19 protein-coding genes are annotated in these 19,419 nt (G+C 50.8%); 6 read left to right on the forward strand and 13 right to left on the reverse strand.

Annotated features, from left to right (window positions below; all coding sequences use genetic code 11):
* Nucleotides 1-86: 86 nt before the first annotated feature.
* Both BE0216_RS09505 and BE0216_RS09510 read right to left on the reverse strand, forming a co-directional pair.
* Complete coding sequence (locus tag BE0216_RS09505; protein WP_094637271.1) at nt 87-1,748, reverse strand: sugar transferase; 1,662 nt, start codon at nt 1,746-1,748, stop codon at nt 87-89.
* 605 nt (nt 1,749-2,353) lie between these two features.
* The gene (locus tag BE0216_RS09510) at nt 2,354-2,788 is read right to left on the reverse strand and encodes a hypothetical protein (RefSeq protein ID WP_094637272.1); all 435 of its coding nucleotides are present in this window, start codon (nt 2,786-2,788) and stop codon (nt 2,354-2,356) included.
* A gap of 734 nt (nt 2,789-3,522) precedes the next feature.
* Here BE0216_RS09510 and BE0216_RS09515 point away from each other — a divergent pair.
* The 6 genes from BE0216_RS09515 (at nt 3,523) to BE0216_RS09540 (ending at nt 8,364) form a co-directional block, all read left to right on the forward strand.
* Nucleotides 3,523-3,768 (forward strand): hypothetical protein, encoded by a 246-nt coding sequence (locus BE0216_RS09515; RefSeq protein WP_094637273.1) that lies wholly within the window; start codon nt 3,523-3,525, stop codon nt 3,766-3,768.
* Nucleotides 3,768-5,054, forward strand: a complete 1,287-nt coding sequence (locus BE0216_RS09520) for an amidohydrolase family protein (RefSeq protein ID WP_094637274.1) — start codon at nt 3,768-3,770, stop codon at nt 5,052-5,054. Before BE0216_RS09515 ends, BE0216_RS09520 begins: the two co-directional genes overlap by 1 nt.
* Nucleotides 5,055-5,175: 121 nt before the next feature.
* The gene (locus BE0216_RS09525; protein ID WP_226805765.1) at nt 5,176-6,366 is read left to right on the forward strand and encodes an ATP-binding protein; all 1,191 of its coding nucleotides are present in this window, start codon (nt 5,176-5,178) and stop codon (nt 6,364-6,366) included.
* Between the two features lie 487 nt (nt 6,367-6,853).
* Entirely contained in the window at nt 6,854-7,360 is a 507-nt protein-coding gene (locus BE0216_RS09530) for a hypothetical protein (RefSeq protein ID WP_143249324.1), read from the forward strand.
* Between the two features lie 48 nt (nt 7,361-7,408).
* On the forward strand, nt 7,409-7,960 hold the full coding sequence (locus BE0216_RS09535; protein ID WP_226805766.1) for a helix-turn-helix transcriptional regulator: 552 nt from the start codon (nt 7,409-7,411) through the stop codon (nt 7,958-7,960).
* On the forward strand, nt 7,957-8,364 hold the full coding sequence (locus BE0216_RS09540; RefSeq protein ID WP_094637276.1) for a hypothetical protein: 408 nt from the start codon (nt 7,957-7,959) through the stop codon (nt 8,362-8,364). Before BE0216_RS09535 ends, BE0216_RS09540 begins: the two co-directional genes overlap by 4 nt.
* Before the next feature lie 538 nt (nt 8,365-8,902).
* Here the strand turns inward: BE0216_RS09540 and BE0216_RS09545 are convergent.
* The 11 genes from BE0216_RS09545 to pssD form a co-directional block, all read right to left on the reverse strand.
* Nucleotides 8,903-9,853, reverse strand: a complete 951-nt coding sequence (locus BE0216_RS09545; protein ID WP_094637277.1) for a glycosyltransferase family 2 protein — start codon at nt 9,851-9,853, stop codon at nt 8,903-8,905.
* 231 nt (nt 9,854-10,084) lie between these two features.
* A complete protein-coding gene (locus BE0216_RS09550) occupies nt 10,085-10,813 on the reverse strand; it encodes a capsular polysaccharide synthesis protein (RefSeq protein WP_094637278.1) in 729 nt (242 codons plus the stop codon).
* Nucleotides 10,813-12,261: an oligosaccharide flippase family protein gene (locus BE0216_RS09555; RefSeq protein WP_094637279.1), complete on the reverse strand. Its 1,449-nt coding sequence runs from the start codon at nt 12,259-12,261 to the stop codon at nt 10,813-10,815. Before BE0216_RS09555 ends, BE0216_RS09550 begins: the two co-directional genes overlap by 1 nt.
* Nucleotides 12,248-13,543, reverse strand: a complete 1,296-nt coding sequence (locus BE0216_RS09560) for an O-antigen ligase family protein (protein ID WP_094637280.1) — start codon at nt 13,541-13,543, stop codon at nt 12,248-12,250. The genes BE0216_RS09555 and BE0216_RS09560 overlap by 14 nt, the downstream gene beginning before the upstream one ends.
* A gap of 4 nt (nt 13,544-13,547) precedes the next feature.
* Nucleotides 13,548-14,660, reverse strand: a complete 1,113-nt coding sequence (locus BE0216_RS09565; protein WP_094637281.1) for a glycosyltransferase — start codon at nt 14,658-14,660, stop codon at nt 13,548-13,550.
* Nucleotides 14,657-15,604: a glycosyltransferase gene (locus BE0216_RS09570; protein ID WP_094637282.1), complete on the reverse strand. Its 948-nt coding sequence runs from the start codon at nt 15,602-15,604 to the stop codon at nt 14,657-14,659. The genes BE0216_RS09565 and BE0216_RS09570 overlap by 4 nt, the downstream gene beginning before the upstream one ends.
* A 6-nt stretch (nt 15,605-15,610) precedes the next feature.
* On the reverse strand, nt 15,611-16,624 hold the full coding sequence (locus BE0216_RS09575; RefSeq protein ID WP_143249325.1) for a glycosyltransferase family 2 protein: 1,014 nt from the start codon (nt 16,622-16,624) through the stop codon (nt 15,611-15,613).
* 14 nt (nt 16,625-16,638) lie between these two features.
* Nucleotides 16,639-17,130 (reverse strand): acyltransferase, encoded by a 492-nt coding sequence (locus BE0216_RS12245; RefSeq protein ID WP_094637284.1) that lies wholly within the window; start codon nt 17,128-17,130, stop codon nt 16,639-16,641.
* 12 nt (nt 17,131-17,142) lie between these two features.
* Nucleotides 17,143-18,258, reverse strand: coding sequence for a polysaccharide pyruvyl transferase family protein (locus tag BE0216_RS09585; RefSeq protein ID WP_094637285.1), 1,116 nt, complete (start codon nt 18,256-18,258; stop codon nt 17,143-17,145).
* A 21-nt stretch (nt 18,259-18,279) separates the two neighbouring features.
* Nucleotides 18,280-18,795, reverse strand: coding sequence for a glycosyltransferase (locus tag BE0216_RS09590; RefSeq protein WP_094637286.1), 516 nt, complete (start codon nt 18,793-18,795; stop codon nt 18,280-18,282).
* Between the two features lie 15 nt (nt 18,796-18,810).
* Nucleotides 18,811-19,245: a PssD/Cps14F family polysaccharide biosynthesis glycosyltransferase gene (gene pssD, locus BE0216_RS09595; RefSeq protein WP_211279943.1), complete on the reverse strand. Its 435-nt coding sequence runs from the start codon at nt 19,243-19,245 to the stop codon at nt 18,811-18,813.
* Between the last annotated feature and the right edge of the window lie 174 nt (nt 19,246-19,419).

The raw sequence follows: 19,419 nt of genomic DNA on the forward strand, positions 1-19,419 counted from the left end.
AGAAAAAGGCCGGGACTGTCCCCGGCCGAAAACCGAAATGAACAAACGAGAGAGCGTCGAAACGCCAATAGCCGCTCCGCCCGCGATCAGTATGATCCGGTGCCTCTGAGCACCGCCATCACCGTTTTGCACAGCAGGGCGATGTCTCCGGTGATGGACCACGTCTGGATATAGGAGACGTCCGCGAATTCGGATTGCTCCTTCGTGAGGTCGCTTCGTCCGGAGACCTGCCATGGTCCGGTGATGCCCGGCTTGACGAGCAGTCGGGTGGAATAGAGCGTCCCATAGCGGGCGACTTCCTCAGGCAGCGGCGGGCGCGGCCCGACCAGACTCATGTCGCCTTTGAGTACGTTGAAGAACTGCGGAAATTCGTCCAGCGAGGTTTTGCGAATGAACTTGCCGATCTTGGTGACGCGCGGATCCTCTTTGAGTTTGAAGATGAACCGGTTCTCCATGCCGTTCTCCTTGGCGAGCCGCGCCTTGATCTCGTCCGCGTCGGTGCGCATGGAGCGGAACTTGTACATGGTGAACGGTTTGCCGTAGATGCCGACGCGCTGCTGCGAATAGAACACGGGACCACCGTCTTCCTGCTTCACCTTGAACGCCACCCACAGCATGACCGGCGAGCTGACGATCAGCGCGATGGACGACATCACGATGTCGAATATGCGTTTGATGACGCGGGTGGTCTGCGAATACTGCGGCAGCCGGGCGGTGAGGACCGGCATGGTCGGGTCGTTGCGCAGATGCAGCAGGGATCCGCCGAGGTCCGCGACCGATGTGGTGAACGCCAGTTCGATACCCATGGATTCCACCGCAAGCGAGAGCGTGCGCATGGTTTCCGATTCGCGTGTCAGCACGTCGGCGATGAGCACAGTCGAAGCTCCGAGTCGTTTCGCCGTCTGCGGCAGATGCGAGTTCATGGCGAGCACGCGTAGTCGCGCCTCCGCCTCGTCCCGTGGTGTGAAAGGCACCGATACGAGATGCTGCGCCGCCGTGGGGCCTCCGTCATCTACGCTGTCCAGGGCGACTGGGCATACTGCGATGGGCTTGTATCCGATGCCGGTGCTTTTGCGTAGGCGTGTGATTGCCGCGTGGATCCCTTCGGGTGAGCCGACGAGGATGGTGGGATAGTTGTATTCGCCTTTTCTGCGGTTGCGATGCAACGCCATCCGCATGCACCAGCGTTCCACCAGGGTGAACAGTGTGGTCAGTACGGGCACGAGCACGTTCATCGACCGTGGGAAATCGATTTTGAACAGGTACGCCGCCGTGCACAGGATGATGAAGTAGACGAATCCCGCGCTGATGATCTTACTGTAGAGCGTGTAGCCCTCGCCCATAAGATGCCGCTCGTAGCAGTGCATCGCGGCGAGGCTCACGAGCCATGAGACGCATGTCAGCACCAGGAACACCACCAGATTGCTGACCGGGTAGTCGTGGTTGTGCAGAAGATAGTTGTAGTTCGCCCGATTGAACAGGAACATCATGGCCGATGCGATCAGCGGCATGATCGCATCGAGCACCACAAGCGTGGCGTTGTAGGCATATCGCCACTGCGGTACGGAATGATCCTTGATACGGGGTTCTTTGCTTTCGCCGGTCGGTTGCGGAATGCCTTCGGCGTCGACCGAAAAATATGAGCCATCGAAGAACGTGGCCGGCGCTGATTCGCGCGCATCGGCTGTTCTCCCGGTCTGACTGTGTGACGCCGCACCACGACCCGCCCCGTACTCTGACTGCGTCATCGGTTGTTAAGCATTCCTTCGTTTCGTCTGATTCCCTATATTCAAGATACAGAGTATACCCCCTTTATCGCGAAAGAGGTGTGTCGAATGCGAGAATAGTCGAGGGGAGCGATTTTCGTGCAGTAATTGGGCTTCTGCCAGTATGCGCAGATATGAAAGGGGGTTATGGATGTTTATGACAGAAAGGGGGCTTTATTTGAGTCTGCCTTGGCAAGTCTATAGAGCACGCTTCCGCCCGTATTCCCGCGAAGAATGAGGATGGGCTTTGTGGGAAAGGAGTGGTGCCCAAGGCGCGGAGGATATAACGAGTTTCGTTTGGCGTTTTAGTGACGTGATACTTCTTAATACCTGATAACGCCGTGGAAGAGGAAATATAAATCTATAGAGGAAAGATGAAATACGGAAAGTGGTTTTTATTTCCCTACGAAGTCGTATTTCTTTCCTCTCATATCTTTTATTGTTCTGGGGTTCGCCCATCGACTCGATGATGTGAGAGGGGAATGATGGTCTGATTGGTGGATCGGGCCACCATCCGATTGCCGCTTGAGTAGTGGCAAATGGTGGTGGGCCATGCGAAGCGCGTGGCCCACCACCGTTGGGGATGATTATTCGCTGACTTTGCGGCGTCCGCGGCGCTTGGTGACGCTGGTTTCGGCGTCGGCGACGTTGAAGACGATGGCCTTGCTGTCGGGCATGTTCACGCCGTTGATCACGCGCTGGTCGATCTCGTCGTCGCTGGGGTTGCTCAGCGTGAAGAACTTCGTGACCGCTTCGAGCACGGCAGGCGTTTTGATGCTCACGGAGCCGGCCTGCTTGCCGTCGCCCTTGCTGAATTTGATGGCGTTGGCGTCTTTGGCGGTGCATGCCTGGACGGCGATCTGCTGTTCCTTCTCGTTGACCAGCACGCGAACGTACGTGGGGTATCCGAGCTCGACGGCAGTGGCCTTGTTGAAACGGATCACGGAATCCGTGACGGTCATCGTCGATTTGCCGGTGGGAACAACGAGTTCCACGGCCTTAAATCCCTGCAATGCTTTCATGTAAATACCTCCATATTATCGGCGTCTACAACATGATAGCCCATAACAATAACTCTGATTAAATCCGCAGGTATATTTCAGCTAATTCGAACTATTAATATCTGGATAAAGTAGTGGTTATTCTCCTGTCTGAAACCCGATCTCAAAGTCGTCTGGTTGATGCTGTATCTGTCCGGTTATCTGACACAGAATATGAAAACCCGAGTCGTATCATCATCGGTCACACGGAACGTATGTTCCGTTGAATCCAGCCGCCTAGGAGCAGTTGGGACAAGGCTGGATTCGAATACACGGAAAGGTATGATAAGCCCCTCGGTCCCAGAGTCCGATGGGGAGCTGCAATTGGGCGATCTATTTACTCTCACTCTCACTAGTAATTCGCTACAGACTGTCAATCTTGACTTGTCCAGCGGCATCATGTCGGTGCGCCGCAATTTGGATGCGGGATTGAAGGTGTGTGGCGAGTGATGTGGTCGACAGTCATGAGCCGGACGATAATCGGTGAAGGTTACTATATTAGAAGCAAGCCAACCCCGCTGGGGAATGGAAGTGAGAGCCGGACGCCCTGAGTATCTTAGGGGCCGGCTCTCGCGCTACCTGCGATTATGAGGTTAAGTGACAAATCGCGGTTTTCATTGTTTGGCGACTGAAATCGTATCCGAGACGAGCCATGTTCCCTCCCGAAGGCCCAAGCCAGAAAGTGCGCGGGAAACCGGGCGTTATCCGTCGGATCCATGGGTATTTCGTCTGATGTTTTGCAGATGTTCCCCGACTGGGTGCAGTATTTCCTGTCCTCCGGCACCGCCGTGGGCGCGCTGACCGCGGTTGTGCTGAATCTGTTGCTTCCCAAGCCCAAGCAGCAGGAAGAGACCGAGGAATCGGATATGGTTGCTTCTGTTGGTGCGAAGACGTTTTCGCCGGCGTCATCGGGCGTCGCATCTATGCCCGTGGCCGGCGTCGTCGCTAAGGAGGCCCTGTGATGTTCGCTTACAAAGGCGATGTTCTGCACACGCCCACTCCGGATCGCTTCGAAGTGTTCGAAGACGGATACGTGGTGGTCGATGACGAGGGCACGGTCATCGATGTCGTCAGCTCCCTGCCGAAAGCGTATGCCGATGCCGATCTCACAATCGTGGACCGCAGCGGCTGCCTGATCATTCCCGGTTTCAACGACCTGCACGTCCACGCACCCCAATACCCGCTTGCCGGTCTTGGCTTTGACTATGAGCTGCTTGACTGGCTGGAGAAATACACGTTCCCCGCCGAGTCCAAGTATGCGGACCTGGCTATGGCCGACCATTGGTATCGCAGGTTCATCACCGCGATGTGGAGTGCGGGCACGTTGCGATTCAGCGCTTTCGCCACGCTCCATAACGAATCCACGCTGCGCCTTATGGAACTGTGCCAGCAGTCCGGATTGAAACCCGTGGTCGGTAAGGTGAACATGGACCGTAACGCGCCCGACTACCTTGTCGAAAGCACGCAGGCGAGTCTCGCCGGCACTGAGGAGTTGATCAGAAAGTCACGCGAGACCACGCCGGACGTGGGCTTCATCGTCACGCCGCGTTTCGTCCCCTCCACTACGGAGGCGCTGATGGAAGGGCTGGGGGAGCTTGTGGAGCGGTATCGTCTGCCGGTGCAGTCCCATTTGGATGAGAGCCGCGACGAGATCGCGTGGGTGCGTGAGCTCCATCCGGATGTGCCGTCATATGCCGAGGTGTACGAACGGTATGGTCTGATGCCGCGGAACCGCACGATTATGGCGCATTGCGTGTGGTTGACCGATCGTGAGCGTGACGTGCTTCGGGAGCGTGAGGTGTGGCTTACGCATTGCGCGCAGTCCAATCTTGACTTGTCCAGCGGGATCATGCCGGTGCGCCGCAACCTGGACGCGGGGTTGAAGGTGTGTGTGGCGAGCGATGTGGCCGGCAGTCATGAGCCGGATATGAATCGGCATATCGTCATGTCGGTCGAAGCGTCCAAAGCGAAGACGTTCGAGGCCGGTTGTGAGCGGGACAGACCGTTGCGTTTGTCTGAAGCGTTCCATATGGCCACCAAGGTGCCGGGCTCGTTCTTCGGCAAGGTCGGATCGTTTGAGCCGGGGTATGAGTTCGACGCGTTGGTGGTGCGCGAGGATGAGAGCCCGTTGGACCTCTCGCCCCAGGAGCGTTTGGAACGTTTCATCTACACCGGTGACGATCGCGACATCAAGGAGCGCTACGTCAGTGGCCGCCTGATTCCCCAACCGTTTGAAGATGAGAGGTAGGGAGCTGCAGGTGATCTTCAAATGTATGCCCCCAGGTTTTTAGATTGCTTTAGATTACATTAGATTTATTTAGATTATGATAGATTAGTTTAGAAAGCCTTGATGTGATGGAGGTGGGGTAGTGGTTGCTCTCGATGCTCTGAATCCTTTCATGCCTGGAGCTGGTATGCGCCCTCCCGAACTGGTGGGGCGTGATGCCGACATTGAAAGCATCGGTCGAATAATCGCCCGCACGAAACTGAAGTTGATGAACCAAGGGGTTATTTTCAGTGGACTTCGGGGCATGGGGAAAACGGTGCTGTTGCTTTCTCTGCAGGATCTCGCCGCGAGACAGGGAATGGTCACAGCTCGAATGGAAGCGACTGGGAACGCGGAAACCGATTACGACGAGCTTTTTAACGAAATCGCTCTTGCCGCGGTCAACGTGAGATCGATGGCGCTGCGCGAGAAGCTGTCGGAGGTGATGTCGAGGATTGATTCGGTAGAGTTCAGCTTCCTCGGTATCGGTGCCAACGTGAGGCTCTCGGATGAAGAGAGGATTCGTACGAATCCCTTCCGGTTGGAGGCCATCGTCAGGAGACTCTCGGAAGAACTGGCCAAGGAGAACTCGGGACTGTTCCTATTTATCGACGAACTGCAGGAGATGGCTAGCAAGCCCCTTGGTGCCCTCGTTGCGTTACAGCATAAAATGGGGCAGGACGGGCTTCCTTTCTACATCATCGGTGCTGGCCTTCCCAACTTGCCGGGAACATTGACGAAGTCTCGCTCATACGCGGAACGGCTGTTCTCCTACAAGCGTATCGGGCAGCTGTCGGATGAGGACACGGCGGATGGCTTCCAAAAACCCGCGCAGAGGATGGGTCGCCCGTTCGATGACGAGGCAATCAGCAGACTCGTCGAGATTTCACATGGCTACCCGTATTTCATTCAGGCGTATGGAAGGGCCGCATGGGATGCGTCCGTTTCTAATCCCACAGGTTTGCAAGCTGTGCTTGAGGGCGAGCCAATCGCCAGGGCGGAACTTGATGAAGGGCTCTATACATCGAGATGGCAACGAGCTAAGGAGTCTGGTAGGAGATATCTGGCTGCGATGGCGAGAATCAGTGAGGATGATCCGTGTGATTCGGCGCGGGTGGCCGAAGCGATGGGCAAGAAACCCAAAGAGGTATCCATGGTGCGTGAATCGTTGATACAACTTGGGCTGATATATCAGCCGGAACATGGGAAAGTCGCATATACCATTCCTGGTATGGGTGAATACATCCTCCGTGCGGTCCCAGCAACTCAACAGACCTATGACGGTCGCTGGTGAGTTTGTTGATAGGCTGAGCCATATTGCAAACAATCTGTATGTGTTCGGTATTTCAAACATAATCGCATATGTTCGATTATTCTAACACTTGTTCCATGGTTCGGGTTGACTCAGTGCTCTAGGTGCATCTTTCGCTGCGAAGGACATGCGCTTGTTGCTGTTGATGCCTATACTCTTTGCCTAGTTCATATCTTTTCATATCTTTGTTTATCTTTTCATATCTTTGTTTATGTTTTTCTATCTTTTCATATCTCTGGCTGCGAAGATCGCTACGCCGGCGGCAGTCTGATCCTCAACCATTTGAAGATGGGAGATAGGAGGTGGACGTTCTTCTTGGAGATTCTTCCTGTGCTGCCAGTCCTTATCCTGGGATTCTCGAACAACGGCAACGTCCAGTGGCTAACGGTTGGTTCAAGGTATACGATATGGCAAAAGGCTTCGACGGGGAGGGCTTATGCAAGAGGTACAGTGCAGGTGCGCTAGAGGTGTGCCTGTTCATTATGACTGGTTTGGTGAAGACATTTCTCGCGAGGAAGGCGAGACGCTTCCGCGCGCGATCGCACGTTGGTTCGCTGAGAAAGCCGCGAACGAGGAGCTTCGCTGGGGGAATCTTTCGTCAACACGTTTTGAAAAATGCAAGTATCAGACTGAGGCCTATGTGGAAGAGGCGATTGAACGAGTGTCGGCGGGTAAAGCGCGTCCTGGTACGGAAGTCGTGGCGGTCGCTCGCGCACGGCAACAGGGGTGTCCGCTTTTTGAACTTCGTTGGCATCGTGATGTGCGGCAGTTGAATGGGGTGAAGAAAGAGCAGATTCGCCAATACGAGTCGGAGCCAGAAGAATTATCCGACTGTGTGTTCGGGCTTCATATGCATTTGAAAGACGTGCGAAGCGGCGATGATGCGGCGATTAATGCCGCTCAGAATGAGCATATTGATCGTGCGATTGCTATACATCAGCGACGGAGTCTTGACGGATGGGCTCGCCAGACTTGATTTATATAACTATTAGTTATATATTGTCTAGACTGTTTCTAAAGGTGGGTGATTGACGTGGTCGACAGCAGCCTATATGACTATCGAGAGCTTGCCTATGACTTGTATAAAGCAGGCAATGATCTTTTGGAAGAACTCGTCGCCATGAGGAAACGTCGTGGCATGACGCAAGCGCAGCTTGCGGAGGAAATGAACGTTTCGCAGGCATATGTTTCACAGATTGAGAACGGGAAAACCAAACTTGTTTCACTGCTTACCGATTATGCTTTGGAAGTCGGGGCGCGTCTTGAATACAAGATTGAACCTGCTGAGAACAAGCCGGAGGGGCTTCGTCAGTACTCTCGCAAAGAATTCGTCATTCCGGGCACCGCTGTAATTGAGTCAGACACCTGGTCCATGGGGCCGGCCTGGGGGACTGTGCGCTGGGAGACGAAAGCGCCGGGATCCATAGTGGGAATTCTCTCATCTGGTGATGGGGATAACAGCGGTGTCTCTATGGCTGTTGTCACAGGCGTTGGGGATGCGGATGGCGAGAAACTTGATGACGGTGATTTCTCCATTGATTCTTGTCATCCTGCGCAAGAAACGGCTGGTCAATGATGCAAGTGCAACGAATCGTCCTTATGCGAGAAACCAGTGATAGAGATATTGCGGTAGAACTATCTGATAAAACGTTATCTCCGCGTATCTCTATTGCTTTTGAGCTTGATGCCGTTGCCGACAAGCCGTGGCCTTTTGAATTCGTGATGACCTCGGAAGTGCAGACGTCGTCTCAGACGGATTCGTCGAATGACGATTTGGTTCCTTTTTTCACATCAGAACATAGATATGCTGTTGCATTTGACCGGAATGATGCAGCTGAAATCAATGCGTCGGAAGCGGCTGTGGTGATATGGCCATACATCAGGCATGATTTGCTTGAGAGGTTACGGAAGCATGAAATTCCGCCGCTGCAGATTCCTTTACGATTTGTCTCCAGTGATTCGGAACTTGAATCAGCATGATTGGCGTCTCCGCCAAGGCAGCATGGACCTGCGCTCGCAGAGGCCCGTGTACGTATTGAAAAACCCATAGCCCCTTATCGGGCACAACCTACGTTACCTCACGCAGATGGTCCGCATGCCACTACCTCGGCATGAACATGTTCGCTTCAGATCGTTGTACGTAAACCATTCGGGCGCTATCTGCCACTTTCTTCTGTTCCATGATGCTTCCTTGCAGTACAATAAACCCCGCCAGTCCCGGAGGACGGCGGGGAGCTACAAGCGCCTAGCTTACTCACCTCCATGTTTTACTGTCAATTTGAGTGGCTTTGTGTTGGGCTCGACGCGCTGGTGGTGTAGGAAGATGAGAACCCGTTGGCTCTCTTTCCAGAAGCGCTTGGAACGCTTCCTCTGCACTGGTGATGATCACGACGGCAGGAGCGTTGCATCATCGGCCGCTTGATCTCTCAACTGTTTAAGGACGAGCGATAGGGGAGTGGGTGTTTTCTTGGAGACTGAGTTCTTTGTCAGTCTCCAAGAAAACACCCACAGCCTCTGATTAACGCAACGATTCCAGCCTGCGCAAGCCATAACGAAGCGCGCGAAGTCTGAAGGCGGGGTTCTTGGCATGCAACAGGCAACTCTTCCATGTGCTGTCGCAGGCGGTTTTCATGGTCATGAATTCTTCGGTGAATTCGTTGCGTACGGTTGCGTCGGCGGCCAGATACTTCTGCATCATACCTGTATATGAAATGAATTCGAATACGTTAAGAGGATGCGCAAAGCTTTCGTCTTTGGTCCATTCGCGTACATATTGAACCTGCTTGAGTATTTCGAGATCTCTTTCCCTAAAGCCTTGCCCATGTTGGGTCAATGAATCTCGCCGAATGCGGTAATAGTAGATCGGTTTGTCGGTGAAGGCCACGCCTCGTTCCGCGTTGTATAAAGCGCGATAGCTGAATACGCCGTCTTCTCCATATGACATGTCTTCTGGGTTCCAAACGTCTTCGAGCACTTCCCTGCGAAATAATTTGCCCCATGGATACCCGTACAACGTGTGGAGATTCAGGTGTTCTGTCACCGCTTGGTTATGCGAGTATCGCCCTTTGAAGAAGCGAAAACGTTTTTGCCGGATATCCCCATCGCGATCGGTCCAATACCCGCAATATGCAATATCAGTTTGTGAATCCGTGAGGAGATTCAGGCTGTCTTGCAATGCGCAAGGCGCTAAGTAGTCGTCGCTGTCCGCCAGCATAAGATAATCGCCTTGGGCTTCTTGTAGCCCACGGTTGCGCGCTTTGGCCACACCCATGTTGGTGGATTGTTCTAAGACGCGAATTCTTTGATCTTCTCGGGCATAGTGCTGGCAAATCTCTACGGATGCGTCAGTGGGTTTATCTGTAACTAGAAGTAATTCAAAATCAGAATATGTCTGGTTGGTTATACTCGATATGAACTGATCAAGATAAGGAGCGACATTATAGACAGGCGCAACAATGGAAATCGTCATTATTACCTTAGTTCGTATGATTTGATTACAGTTGAATACTTTCTAAGAAGATATTTATTGACCAGTTTGTCGTGTTGGTATTCGCAGAATAAAGAAAATGCTGTCGGGCGGCGATGCGACAAAAAAACCAATGTATTGAATATAGGTATTCTAATTCCCCATTTCTTTACTCGAGAAATTTTAAAGTTATTCTTTAGTGCAGAAAAAAATTTGCGACAATAGTATATGAACCTATTCAATTCCTTGCTCCTTTAAAAGATGGCCATATAGTGTAAGATTTCCATGGATGGCTTCTGGAAAATCCTGCTTATAAGTCAATTTAAAACATCCGTCATTTTTCTCGAGCTTTTCTCGAGTGTCTGAGCTAAAAATTGTTCCCAGTCTTCGTTCGAAATAATCTACAGGGAGCGTCATCCTGGGACATTTATTAAATGCCTCGTGAATGGATTTGTTGGTGTTGTATCCTAGATACATGATGTTATCGGTGATCAGATATGCAATCAGATCATCCTCATGCATCCAGTAATCAATCCAAAAATCAGTCAGTAATCCAAAGAGCGGGAAGTTGCGCTGCCCTCCGATGAATGACATAAGCCACCGATTGGTTATACGTTTTGAATCTGGTGCTTCTCTCGCGAAAGTGAATAGCTCTTTCTCAAACCAATCTTGTTGCAAAGGTTTGTTGAAGTACATGGATGCGTCACTCCATATGCCACCATGGTTACGAAGTAGCGAAAACCTCAGAAGGTCAGAATAATGCGCTGCGGGGATAATGCCTTTGCGGTATTTATCGACAATCTTCCCGGGCCAATCGATATAGTCGTCCAAGTTTTTGTCAGTTATGGAAATAACCTGTGCCGAACACGCATCTGCTGCGTGCAGCAGACTTGAATGGCACATTCTTATTATTTTTGGAGCTTTGTCAAAGCCTTGCCACCAGGCTGTATAAACGCTGTTCATTATCGACTCCTCATTGTTTTTAGCGTGCCGGCAACCACCCGTAATAGTAGATACCGTTTGGTGACGGCTTCATAAATTGCTGCGGTAGAAACGAACGTCAAAATTCCTATACAAATTTCCGCCAGTACTTGAAATCCGGCATCGATTGAAAATACGGAAGCAAATAATCTGACATCCAACAACATAAACGCGCCGCAACATAGGTATGGCAATGTTCCCAACAGCGGGCTGATGACTGGTACTTCACCACGAATAAAAAGCGTCTGAGCGATGCTCATCACGGCCTCGGCGCAGATGGTGGAGGTGACCGCGCCCAAGGCTCCGAATCTTGGCACTAAGAGAATGCAGAATATCGATAGAGAACCGACGCCGATTAGGAAAGCCGCCATGTACTGGTTATCCTTTCCAGTGGGCAGTAGGTACTGGTTGCGGATTACTTCGCCCACGGTCCAGAATGGAATACTGATGGCGAAGCCGGTCATCAATGGCGCACAGAAAGCGAAGTCTTGCCCCCAGAACCATGGCGCGAATTCCGGCGCGACGGCAGAGATGCCGAACGCGACGGCGTAGGACATAGCCATACACGCTGTGAATGATTCGATAAATTTGCTCCGCACTTGCTGGTGCTTGCCTTCTGCATGCATTCTGGCGATATTGGGGCACATCACGGTCCCAAGTGAGGCAATGATGGTCTTAGGCGTTGTCGCTTTGGACGATAATTCCATATATCCGACATCAGATTTGCTGAACAACGAGCCGACCATGAGTTTGCCGATATTGTTGTAAACGCCTTCCGCCACCACGGGTACCATCAATTTAAACATGCCTCGATAATGCCTCAGACAGTTAGAAACCGATGGCTTGACAAAGGAAACATAGTGTCGTCCATACCATAAAGCAATAGATCGCGCAGTTAGGCTGGAAAAACACATGATGACGATATATAACAACAAGTCCGACGGCTGTTGGACAAGTATCACGATCAATATGAAAGTAACGATTTTTACCGTTGTGTCGCGGGCTACTAGTGGCCGCATATTCTCCATGCCGACGAAGAGAAAAGCGTTATCAATCATGTTGCCCACAATCGATAGCCCTTGTATCATGAAAATCCACGGATGGTTTCCCCATAGTAAAGGCGCAATCATATAATATGCCGTTATCACAATGGCGGCGTTCACCACATGTGTAGCGAAGATGTCCGAGAATGTCTGATTTAACAAATCTTGACTGGTTTTCGCCTTGGCGATCTCACGCATCCCATACCGATACAAACCCAGCTCGGCGACCATAACGAACAGGGAGACAATGGCATAGCTGTACGAATATGCGCCTAGGCCTTCCGCACCTAGCCGTCGAGACAGCAACGGCGATGTTATGAGAGGCAGCAGCAGCTCTAGAAGCTTATATGCTGATGCATAAAGAAAATTTTTCTTAATACTTGCCAATATTCCTGGCTCCTGCAGTAAGGGTAGGGCTGTAATCTCGTTGTCTTAGAGCTTGCTCGGAGGGGTATGAAGAAAGCAGCAAACAGTTCATCCACATCCATAGAGGCGCAATATCCAAATCCGGCACTGCGATGAACATGCATGCGAAAGCGCACAATACGGCAATTCGAAGAGCGAAATTAATTATTCCTATTTTTGCTATACTTCTTCGCATTAATAATGGAAGACATACTGCAGTTATTAGTAAAACAATAGCTGTCATACCAATGATTCCTTGCTCTGACAATACTGTCAAATAAAAAGAGCTGGCACGTGATTTTTTATATCCAACTCCAAAAAAAGGAGATGATTCAAACATGCGTAGCGCAGCCGCATTCCACCCATTTCTCGCAGCAGCAGATCCAGAACTGCTTTTATTGAAGATCACTTCATTAAGGGACTCAGTGAAGAAACTGAACATGAGAAGCGCAGTTACGAGACCAATAGCGATTAGATAAGCTTTGCGCTTTATTCCAGGAGCCGCGATTACGAATAGAACTCCACCGATTGCTAAAGCTCCATAAGCTGTCGATGAGAAAGTCAGAAGAATTTCTATCAAAATAACTGAAATTAACAGTTTTTTATATCGGAAAGACTTTTGAATACAGAGGAGGAAATAGAATGCGCCGACGATGAAACAGGCGTAATACGAGGGCTCCTGATATGTTGACAGAATTCTGAAGTAGCCTGTCCGATAGTAATAGGTCACCTCGCCGTGGTCATTATAAAACAACTCATTAACTAGAGTCAGATGGGGGAGAAGCCCTGACGTGATTGCTAACTGCAATACTCCGACCGCAAGAAGGAATACTGTGATATAGAGAATCATCTTGAAAACAAATTGGTTGTCCACAAGACTGGACACTGAGCTCATGGCCCACGCGCATGCTATATAGACGCAAAGCTGCACGATACGCAGTTTGTAGGATAACGGTTGGGCTGCTACGGAAGCTTCGTTGGCGTACAGGGAAAGAAAAACAGCAAGCAGTACCACTATGGTGCCGATACGGACAGTTCTCATTGCACGTCTTGGATACCACCTGCCAAGCCGCAGGATGAGAACTCGTATCACGAACAGAGCTGAGGTGATGATCTGCGGGCCGATACCGGTTCCAGCGAATGTAATGACGTTATTGCACTGAAAAACCGATCCCAGTATCGTCATAACTATCAGGGGACGTATGTCTTTCAAGCAGAAAGCAAAGATGACAATCGCAAGCCATATCATGCCGAATATTGTCATCGTCTTATAACTCCTGCCTGTTGTTGCCGTTTTCGGTCAACCGGTAAGCTTCTTCAAGGATTCGTTTGGTTTTCGAGATGTCGTATTCGCTGAAAGCATGTGTTTGAATACGTCTCTTTGTTTGCATCTTCAAAAGCTTGTCCACCTTGTCCGCCCATTCCAATGCGGAATGCGCCGGATCTTCGAATTGGCAATTCTCGGAGCACTTCACAGCCTCAGGAGCTTTCGAAGAAATCAACGCAGGCAAACCAGTAGCCTGAGCCTCAATAATGACAGTGCCGAAACCTTCCCATGACGAAGGAAACACGAAGCAGTCCATAGCTTGCAGCCAACGCGGTATATCGTTGCGTATTCCAAGGAAGAAAACGCAACCGCTTAGCCCGAGGCGCTCCGCCTTGGCCTGGACGGCAGCGCGTTTCTCTCCAATGCCAATGAAGACAAGCGCGGCATCACGATTATGCTGATTGCGATAGGTCTGAAACACATCCAACACGAACGTCTGATTCTTCTGATTGTTGAAGTTGCCGATATGTCCCATCAACATAGTGTGATCTTGAATGCCCAACTGACTGCGGCATTCCACTCGGGTTGCCTGATCAAATCGGTACAGGCTGAGATTCAAAGCATTCGGCAGCACAGTGAAACCATCTTGACCAAACAGCCATTCCCCGGCCTGCTGAGAGCAGGCGAAAGCTTTAGTGTATGACGCTCGGAACACCGGGCCCAGGACCTTATGCAACCGCATGTGTCCACTGAGCGAATTATGACAATGGGCAATGCGCGTGGAAATCCGACACATTGCACCGCATAAGAGCTCCAATGCCATCGTGGCGCTGTTGCCATGAACATGAAGCACGTCATAGGCATTGCGGCGCATCAGCAGCCGAAGCTTGAACAGGTATGATGTAGTCGCTGCTTTACGGTCCGGGAATTCAATCAGATTGCAACCGATATCTCGAAATTGCTGCAACATATTCTCGTCGCGAACCCCGGTTACAACGATGTCGACACTGGTTTGAGGGAAATCGCTGATGACTTCCCGCAAATAACTCAACATATGCGTGGTGATACCACCGACACCCATACCGGCAGTGTTGATAATGAGAATTCGAGTCATTCCGCCACCCCACGAAGCTCCAGTTCCGGAGCGGACCACACCTCAACTGGAGCCTTCAACCCGTCAAGAGTTCCTTTGACGATGGAGTGTAGAACACGTCTTTTATGTTGCGCTCTCAATATGCTCGGTAATGAATAATTAATGATGAAGCCCAGATAACCTCTGCAGTTAAAACTGTTGTATCCGACCTGCCCATAGTGTCGTAGTTTGCGATTCGCGTAGATGATGTTGCGGTGCACGTAGTAAACGCGGAGTGAGTTTACCTGCTTGCTGTATGAGAACTTTGCGAGATTCTTTATATGAGTGATTTTGGATAGTTCCAGCCAAAAACGCTGCTGTGATATTGGTTTCGGAGTGATTGTTCCAAATTCCTGATCAAGCACCCAACGATTCAACCGAAGGATTTTGAATCCTGAAGTAGTCATACGTTTACAGAATTCGTTATCGACAAGATCGATGAACATCCATTCGTCAAATTGTCCAATCATCTTCCAGGCTTTGATTGAAGTGCAGCTTGCTGAAGTGATGGCCTTAGAAACGTATTCTCTGTCTGGTGATTGAACGGGTTGGCTATTGTATATCCGCCGTTTATCAATGACCTGAGGACATATAATCCCTATGTTCTCTTGAGAGGAGTTGATTTCATCAGAAAAAGCCTCGACCAGACCTTTGGGCACTACAGAATCTTGATCGAGTGTGACGACCCAATCAAATCCATCTTGATCGGCACGGTGCATAATGGCATTCAATGCGTGGGCTATACCAAGATTACGATGATTTGATATCACCACCACGTCACTTGGCATATCAAGTGGGGTAGGGACAGTGGAATTGTCATAGATGTACAACGTTTCGACTTGCTCTGCAATATGACGTAATCCCATCTGTACCCGTGCTATTTCTTGTGGATTGAAAAGCACAACTCCTGCAGCAATTCTTATCATTGAGAATCACCTAGCTCCATCATTTCCTTGCGTTGACACTTCTGCATTGTGCTTTCGGCGACGTCTTAACATGAGGTAAGGGATTATCTTTGGATAAATGAACATGATGATGGCACGTATTTTATTTTGTGTCGATACTGGTACGCTCAGAGAGTGGAGTGCGTATTTTCTGGTAACAGATAATGTCTTTTCATACATATCTCGATATTTGCATTCGGAATGCGATAATATAATCAAATCATATGCATCCGTATGTGTTCTCCAATAGGTATATAAAAATGCTCTCATTATCTTTTTGTTTTCTAGAGACAAATTCTCTCGAATTACATTGATTGCATGAAGCCCGTTCTCCCATTTTTGAGCATCAAACTTTGTTGTAACGCTATTAGGATTGTCTTTTCTGTAGTAATAGACAGTATGGCTTCCGACTGCGATTTTTTCGGCTTTTTGCATAACCAGACAGTTGAAATTAAAACCTTCGCCGATAATTAAATCCTCAAAGAAACGTATTTTGTTCGCATCGAGAAAATCTTTGCGGAAAATCTTGGAATAGACACCTATGGGAAAGCGATAGCAGAGCATCGCTATAGTTGCCTGTTCTGGTGTATACAATAAGTTTTTGCCCGTTGCCTGATTTCCTTTTTTCCATGGGGTTATCACATCAAGTGTCACTGCAGTCGGTGCGTTGAAAGTTTGAGCCAAGCCAAGAAGGTATTCAACATAATCAGAAGCCACGTAATCGTCGCCATCAATGAAGCAAATCCATTGACCGAGAGCTGCTTCAATGCCGGTATTACGTGCTGCACTTACTCCATGGTTTCCTTTATGAATCACCCGTACTCTTGCATCTTGTTCTGCTAGCTCATCGCATTTCTGTCCGGAACCATCTGAAGAACCGTCATCCACAAGAATGATTTCGATATTGCCGTATGTTTGGGCACAGGCCGAAGTTACACAGTGTTCAATATAATTGACAACATTGAACACTGGAATGATTATTGAAACTTTATCGTACTTCATGTTTTTCCCAACGTTCACAAGGAGCGTATCTTTTTAGCGGGCACCCCCCCCCATAGCTCATTTTCGGGTATGTTAGAAGCGACAACAGCGCCTGCGGCGATGATTGATCCGCTACCTATAGTGACTCCAGGGAGTAAAATACTTCTTGTTCCGACCCAACATCCGTCACCGATTACGATATCCTTATTAAAGACTTTTCCTGCACGGCAGTTCGGTGTGCCTATTTCGTGGGTGCTTCCACAAAACACTACTTCGGGAGCTATCTTGCTGTTTTGCCCTATGATAACTTTGCAGGGAAAACGTACACTTGAATATAAGGCGCAATTATTCCCCAAGAAACTACCAGTTTCCATCTGCAGGTCAGACACATAAAAACGGATTCCAGAACGTATTAATGCTGTGCTATCAATGTCATATCCACTTTTGTTAAGAAGAATGACTCTTAGCCATGAGGGCATATGAGCCGCTTGAAGCATACGTAAGACTCGTTTAAAGAATCTAATCATTTCGAGTTCTTTCTAAACCGTGTGTAAAGCAATTTCTTTTGAGAGGTATCTGAAAGTATGTTGGCGTTGCTCGGCGATGATGGCATCTGTTGCGTCGAAGTCGATGTGCTGTTCCAGCAGCTGCTTGACATTGGCGATGTCGTAGGTTGCGCGTGAGGACAGGTTGAGACGCCTTAGCAAATCGGTCAGCTTTTCTTCGTTTCCGTAGCCGGTTCCCACGCTTTTGCGTACCAAGGTCGCGAATGGGCGATGCGTGATGACGGAGAAGATCGTGCCATGGAACGTGTCGGTGATGACGGCTTCGGCGTTCTTGAAATACGCCAGCACTTCGAATGGCGAGCAGTCGATGAAACGGTCGGCGCAAGGCTGCGCCCCGCCGATCGCGTAGACTTTCAGACCGCGTTGTTTCGCGTATTCCGCGATCCATCGTCCTTCCGCCTCGGTGATGCGGTTGGAGTAGGCATAGAGAATCAGATACTTCTCGTCGGTGCGCAGATTCGGGATGCGGTCGCACTTGCCCATGTAATCGTAGGCCAGTACCGGGTCGAGATGATATTCAGGCGTCGAGCCGGTCAACGCATTGACGATTGCTCCGGAATTGGCGTCCCGTACGGACACGGCATCGATTGCGCGCAGATAGTTGGCGATCTCTTCCGTTTTACCGTACTGGTCCAGCTTCTCCAATGTGGTGTTGCCGAAGGACGCGGCGTAAGTGATGACACGCTTCGCTTGGCTGTCTGCGCCGAATAGTTCTGGCGAGAATCCGACGTTCGTGTTCTTCTGGATGCAGTTGAACACCTCGTCGCTGCCGATGACCAGACAGTCGAGTTGCGGATTGTAATTCGGTCGTTCGGTCACTCCCAACAGCGGCATGTAGCGTTGCGCGAAGTTCTTCTTGTGCCGAATGAACGCAAGCCTCTGAGACAGCGGCGCCTTGCCGCCTAAAGCAGCCAATCCCTTCTTCGCTGTACGTGCTAGACGTCCGTCGCTTTCCGAAGCGTCTCGAATCACTGGCGGGCAGACGTGGTAATCCACGAACTGCACGTCGTGACCGAGTTCCTCCAGCATCGTCCGCAACGCGTACGCCTGCAGGAACGAACCGTAATTCGCGATCCTCTGCATCGACATGATTCCTACATTCGCCACAGGCTAGGCCTCCTTTGCGGGGAGCAGGTCGGTGACCAGGGACTCGAAATGCTGGCAGAATTCGTCGTTGTGGGAGAGCCCCTCGGTTGACATGTCAGCCACCAGATGGCCGTAATTTTGGATGGCGTCGGCGAGTTCGTTCTTGTCATTAGCGATGATGATGTTGTCGAATCGTTGGGCGACGTCATGTGTGAAATCGACCTGGTGGTCGTTGACGTGCTCGCCGTATTCCACCCGACGGGGCGCGACGATCGGGATTTTGCCGATTCGCAACGGCGCGAGGAAACTGGACGGACCCCCGTGGGTGATGACGATCCTCGCATCACGAACGCGCTGCTGCATCTCCTGATACGGCAGCAGCTTCGCCCACTCGCAATGCCGGGGCGTGTAGGTGCTGAATCCGGTCTGGATGAACACCTGCTCGTCCGACGCGATGACGCCATCGCCCTTCAACTCGTCCACGGCCCGGACCAGACGGTCGAAGGGCTGCTCATGAGTGCCAACGGTTACGAATATCATCTGCTCGCCCCGCCTTTAGAAGATGCTTCCCAGACAAACCGCCTTGGGATACACGCGCCGCATCTCATCCCACTGCACCACGAAACGATCCGTGACAGGAGTGACCATCCGCCCGGTCATCGTGGGTTTGTCGATGCGGTCGAACACCTCGATGTAGACGGTCTTCGCGCCGAAGAGCTTGCCCAGCCAGAAGAACGGGACGGCGACCGCCGCGCCGGACGAAACGATGAGATCCGGCTTTTCTTTACGAAGCACCCGCCAGGCGACCCCGATATTGCGGACCAGGTTCCTCAGATTGCGGTTCGTCGGATAATGGCACGGATAGACCCGCTCGTCCCGCAGCAGGCTGCGCGCGTCCTCCTTGTCGAAGGTGACCCAGAAACGATCCTTGTCACGCCAGAACGGTTGAAGCATGTAAAGATGCGCCAGATGCCCGCCGCTGGACCCCACCAGACACACCTTCACCGAACGACCCCGCGCAAGAAACCCACAACGACACTTCCGACATAACGGCCGTTATCGGGAGAGTTTTATGGGTACCGCGTCAGGGGCTCAAAAGTGCGCTTAGTGCGATATCGAACGAGAAGAATGAGCGATTTTAGAGAGAGGACTTTGTGAGACCCG

It is taken from the genome of Bifidobacterium eulemuris, assembly GCF_014898155.1.
Lineage (GTDB): Bacteria > Actinomycetota > Actinomycetes > Actinomycetales > Bifidobacteriaceae > Bifidobacterium > Bifidobacterium eulemuris.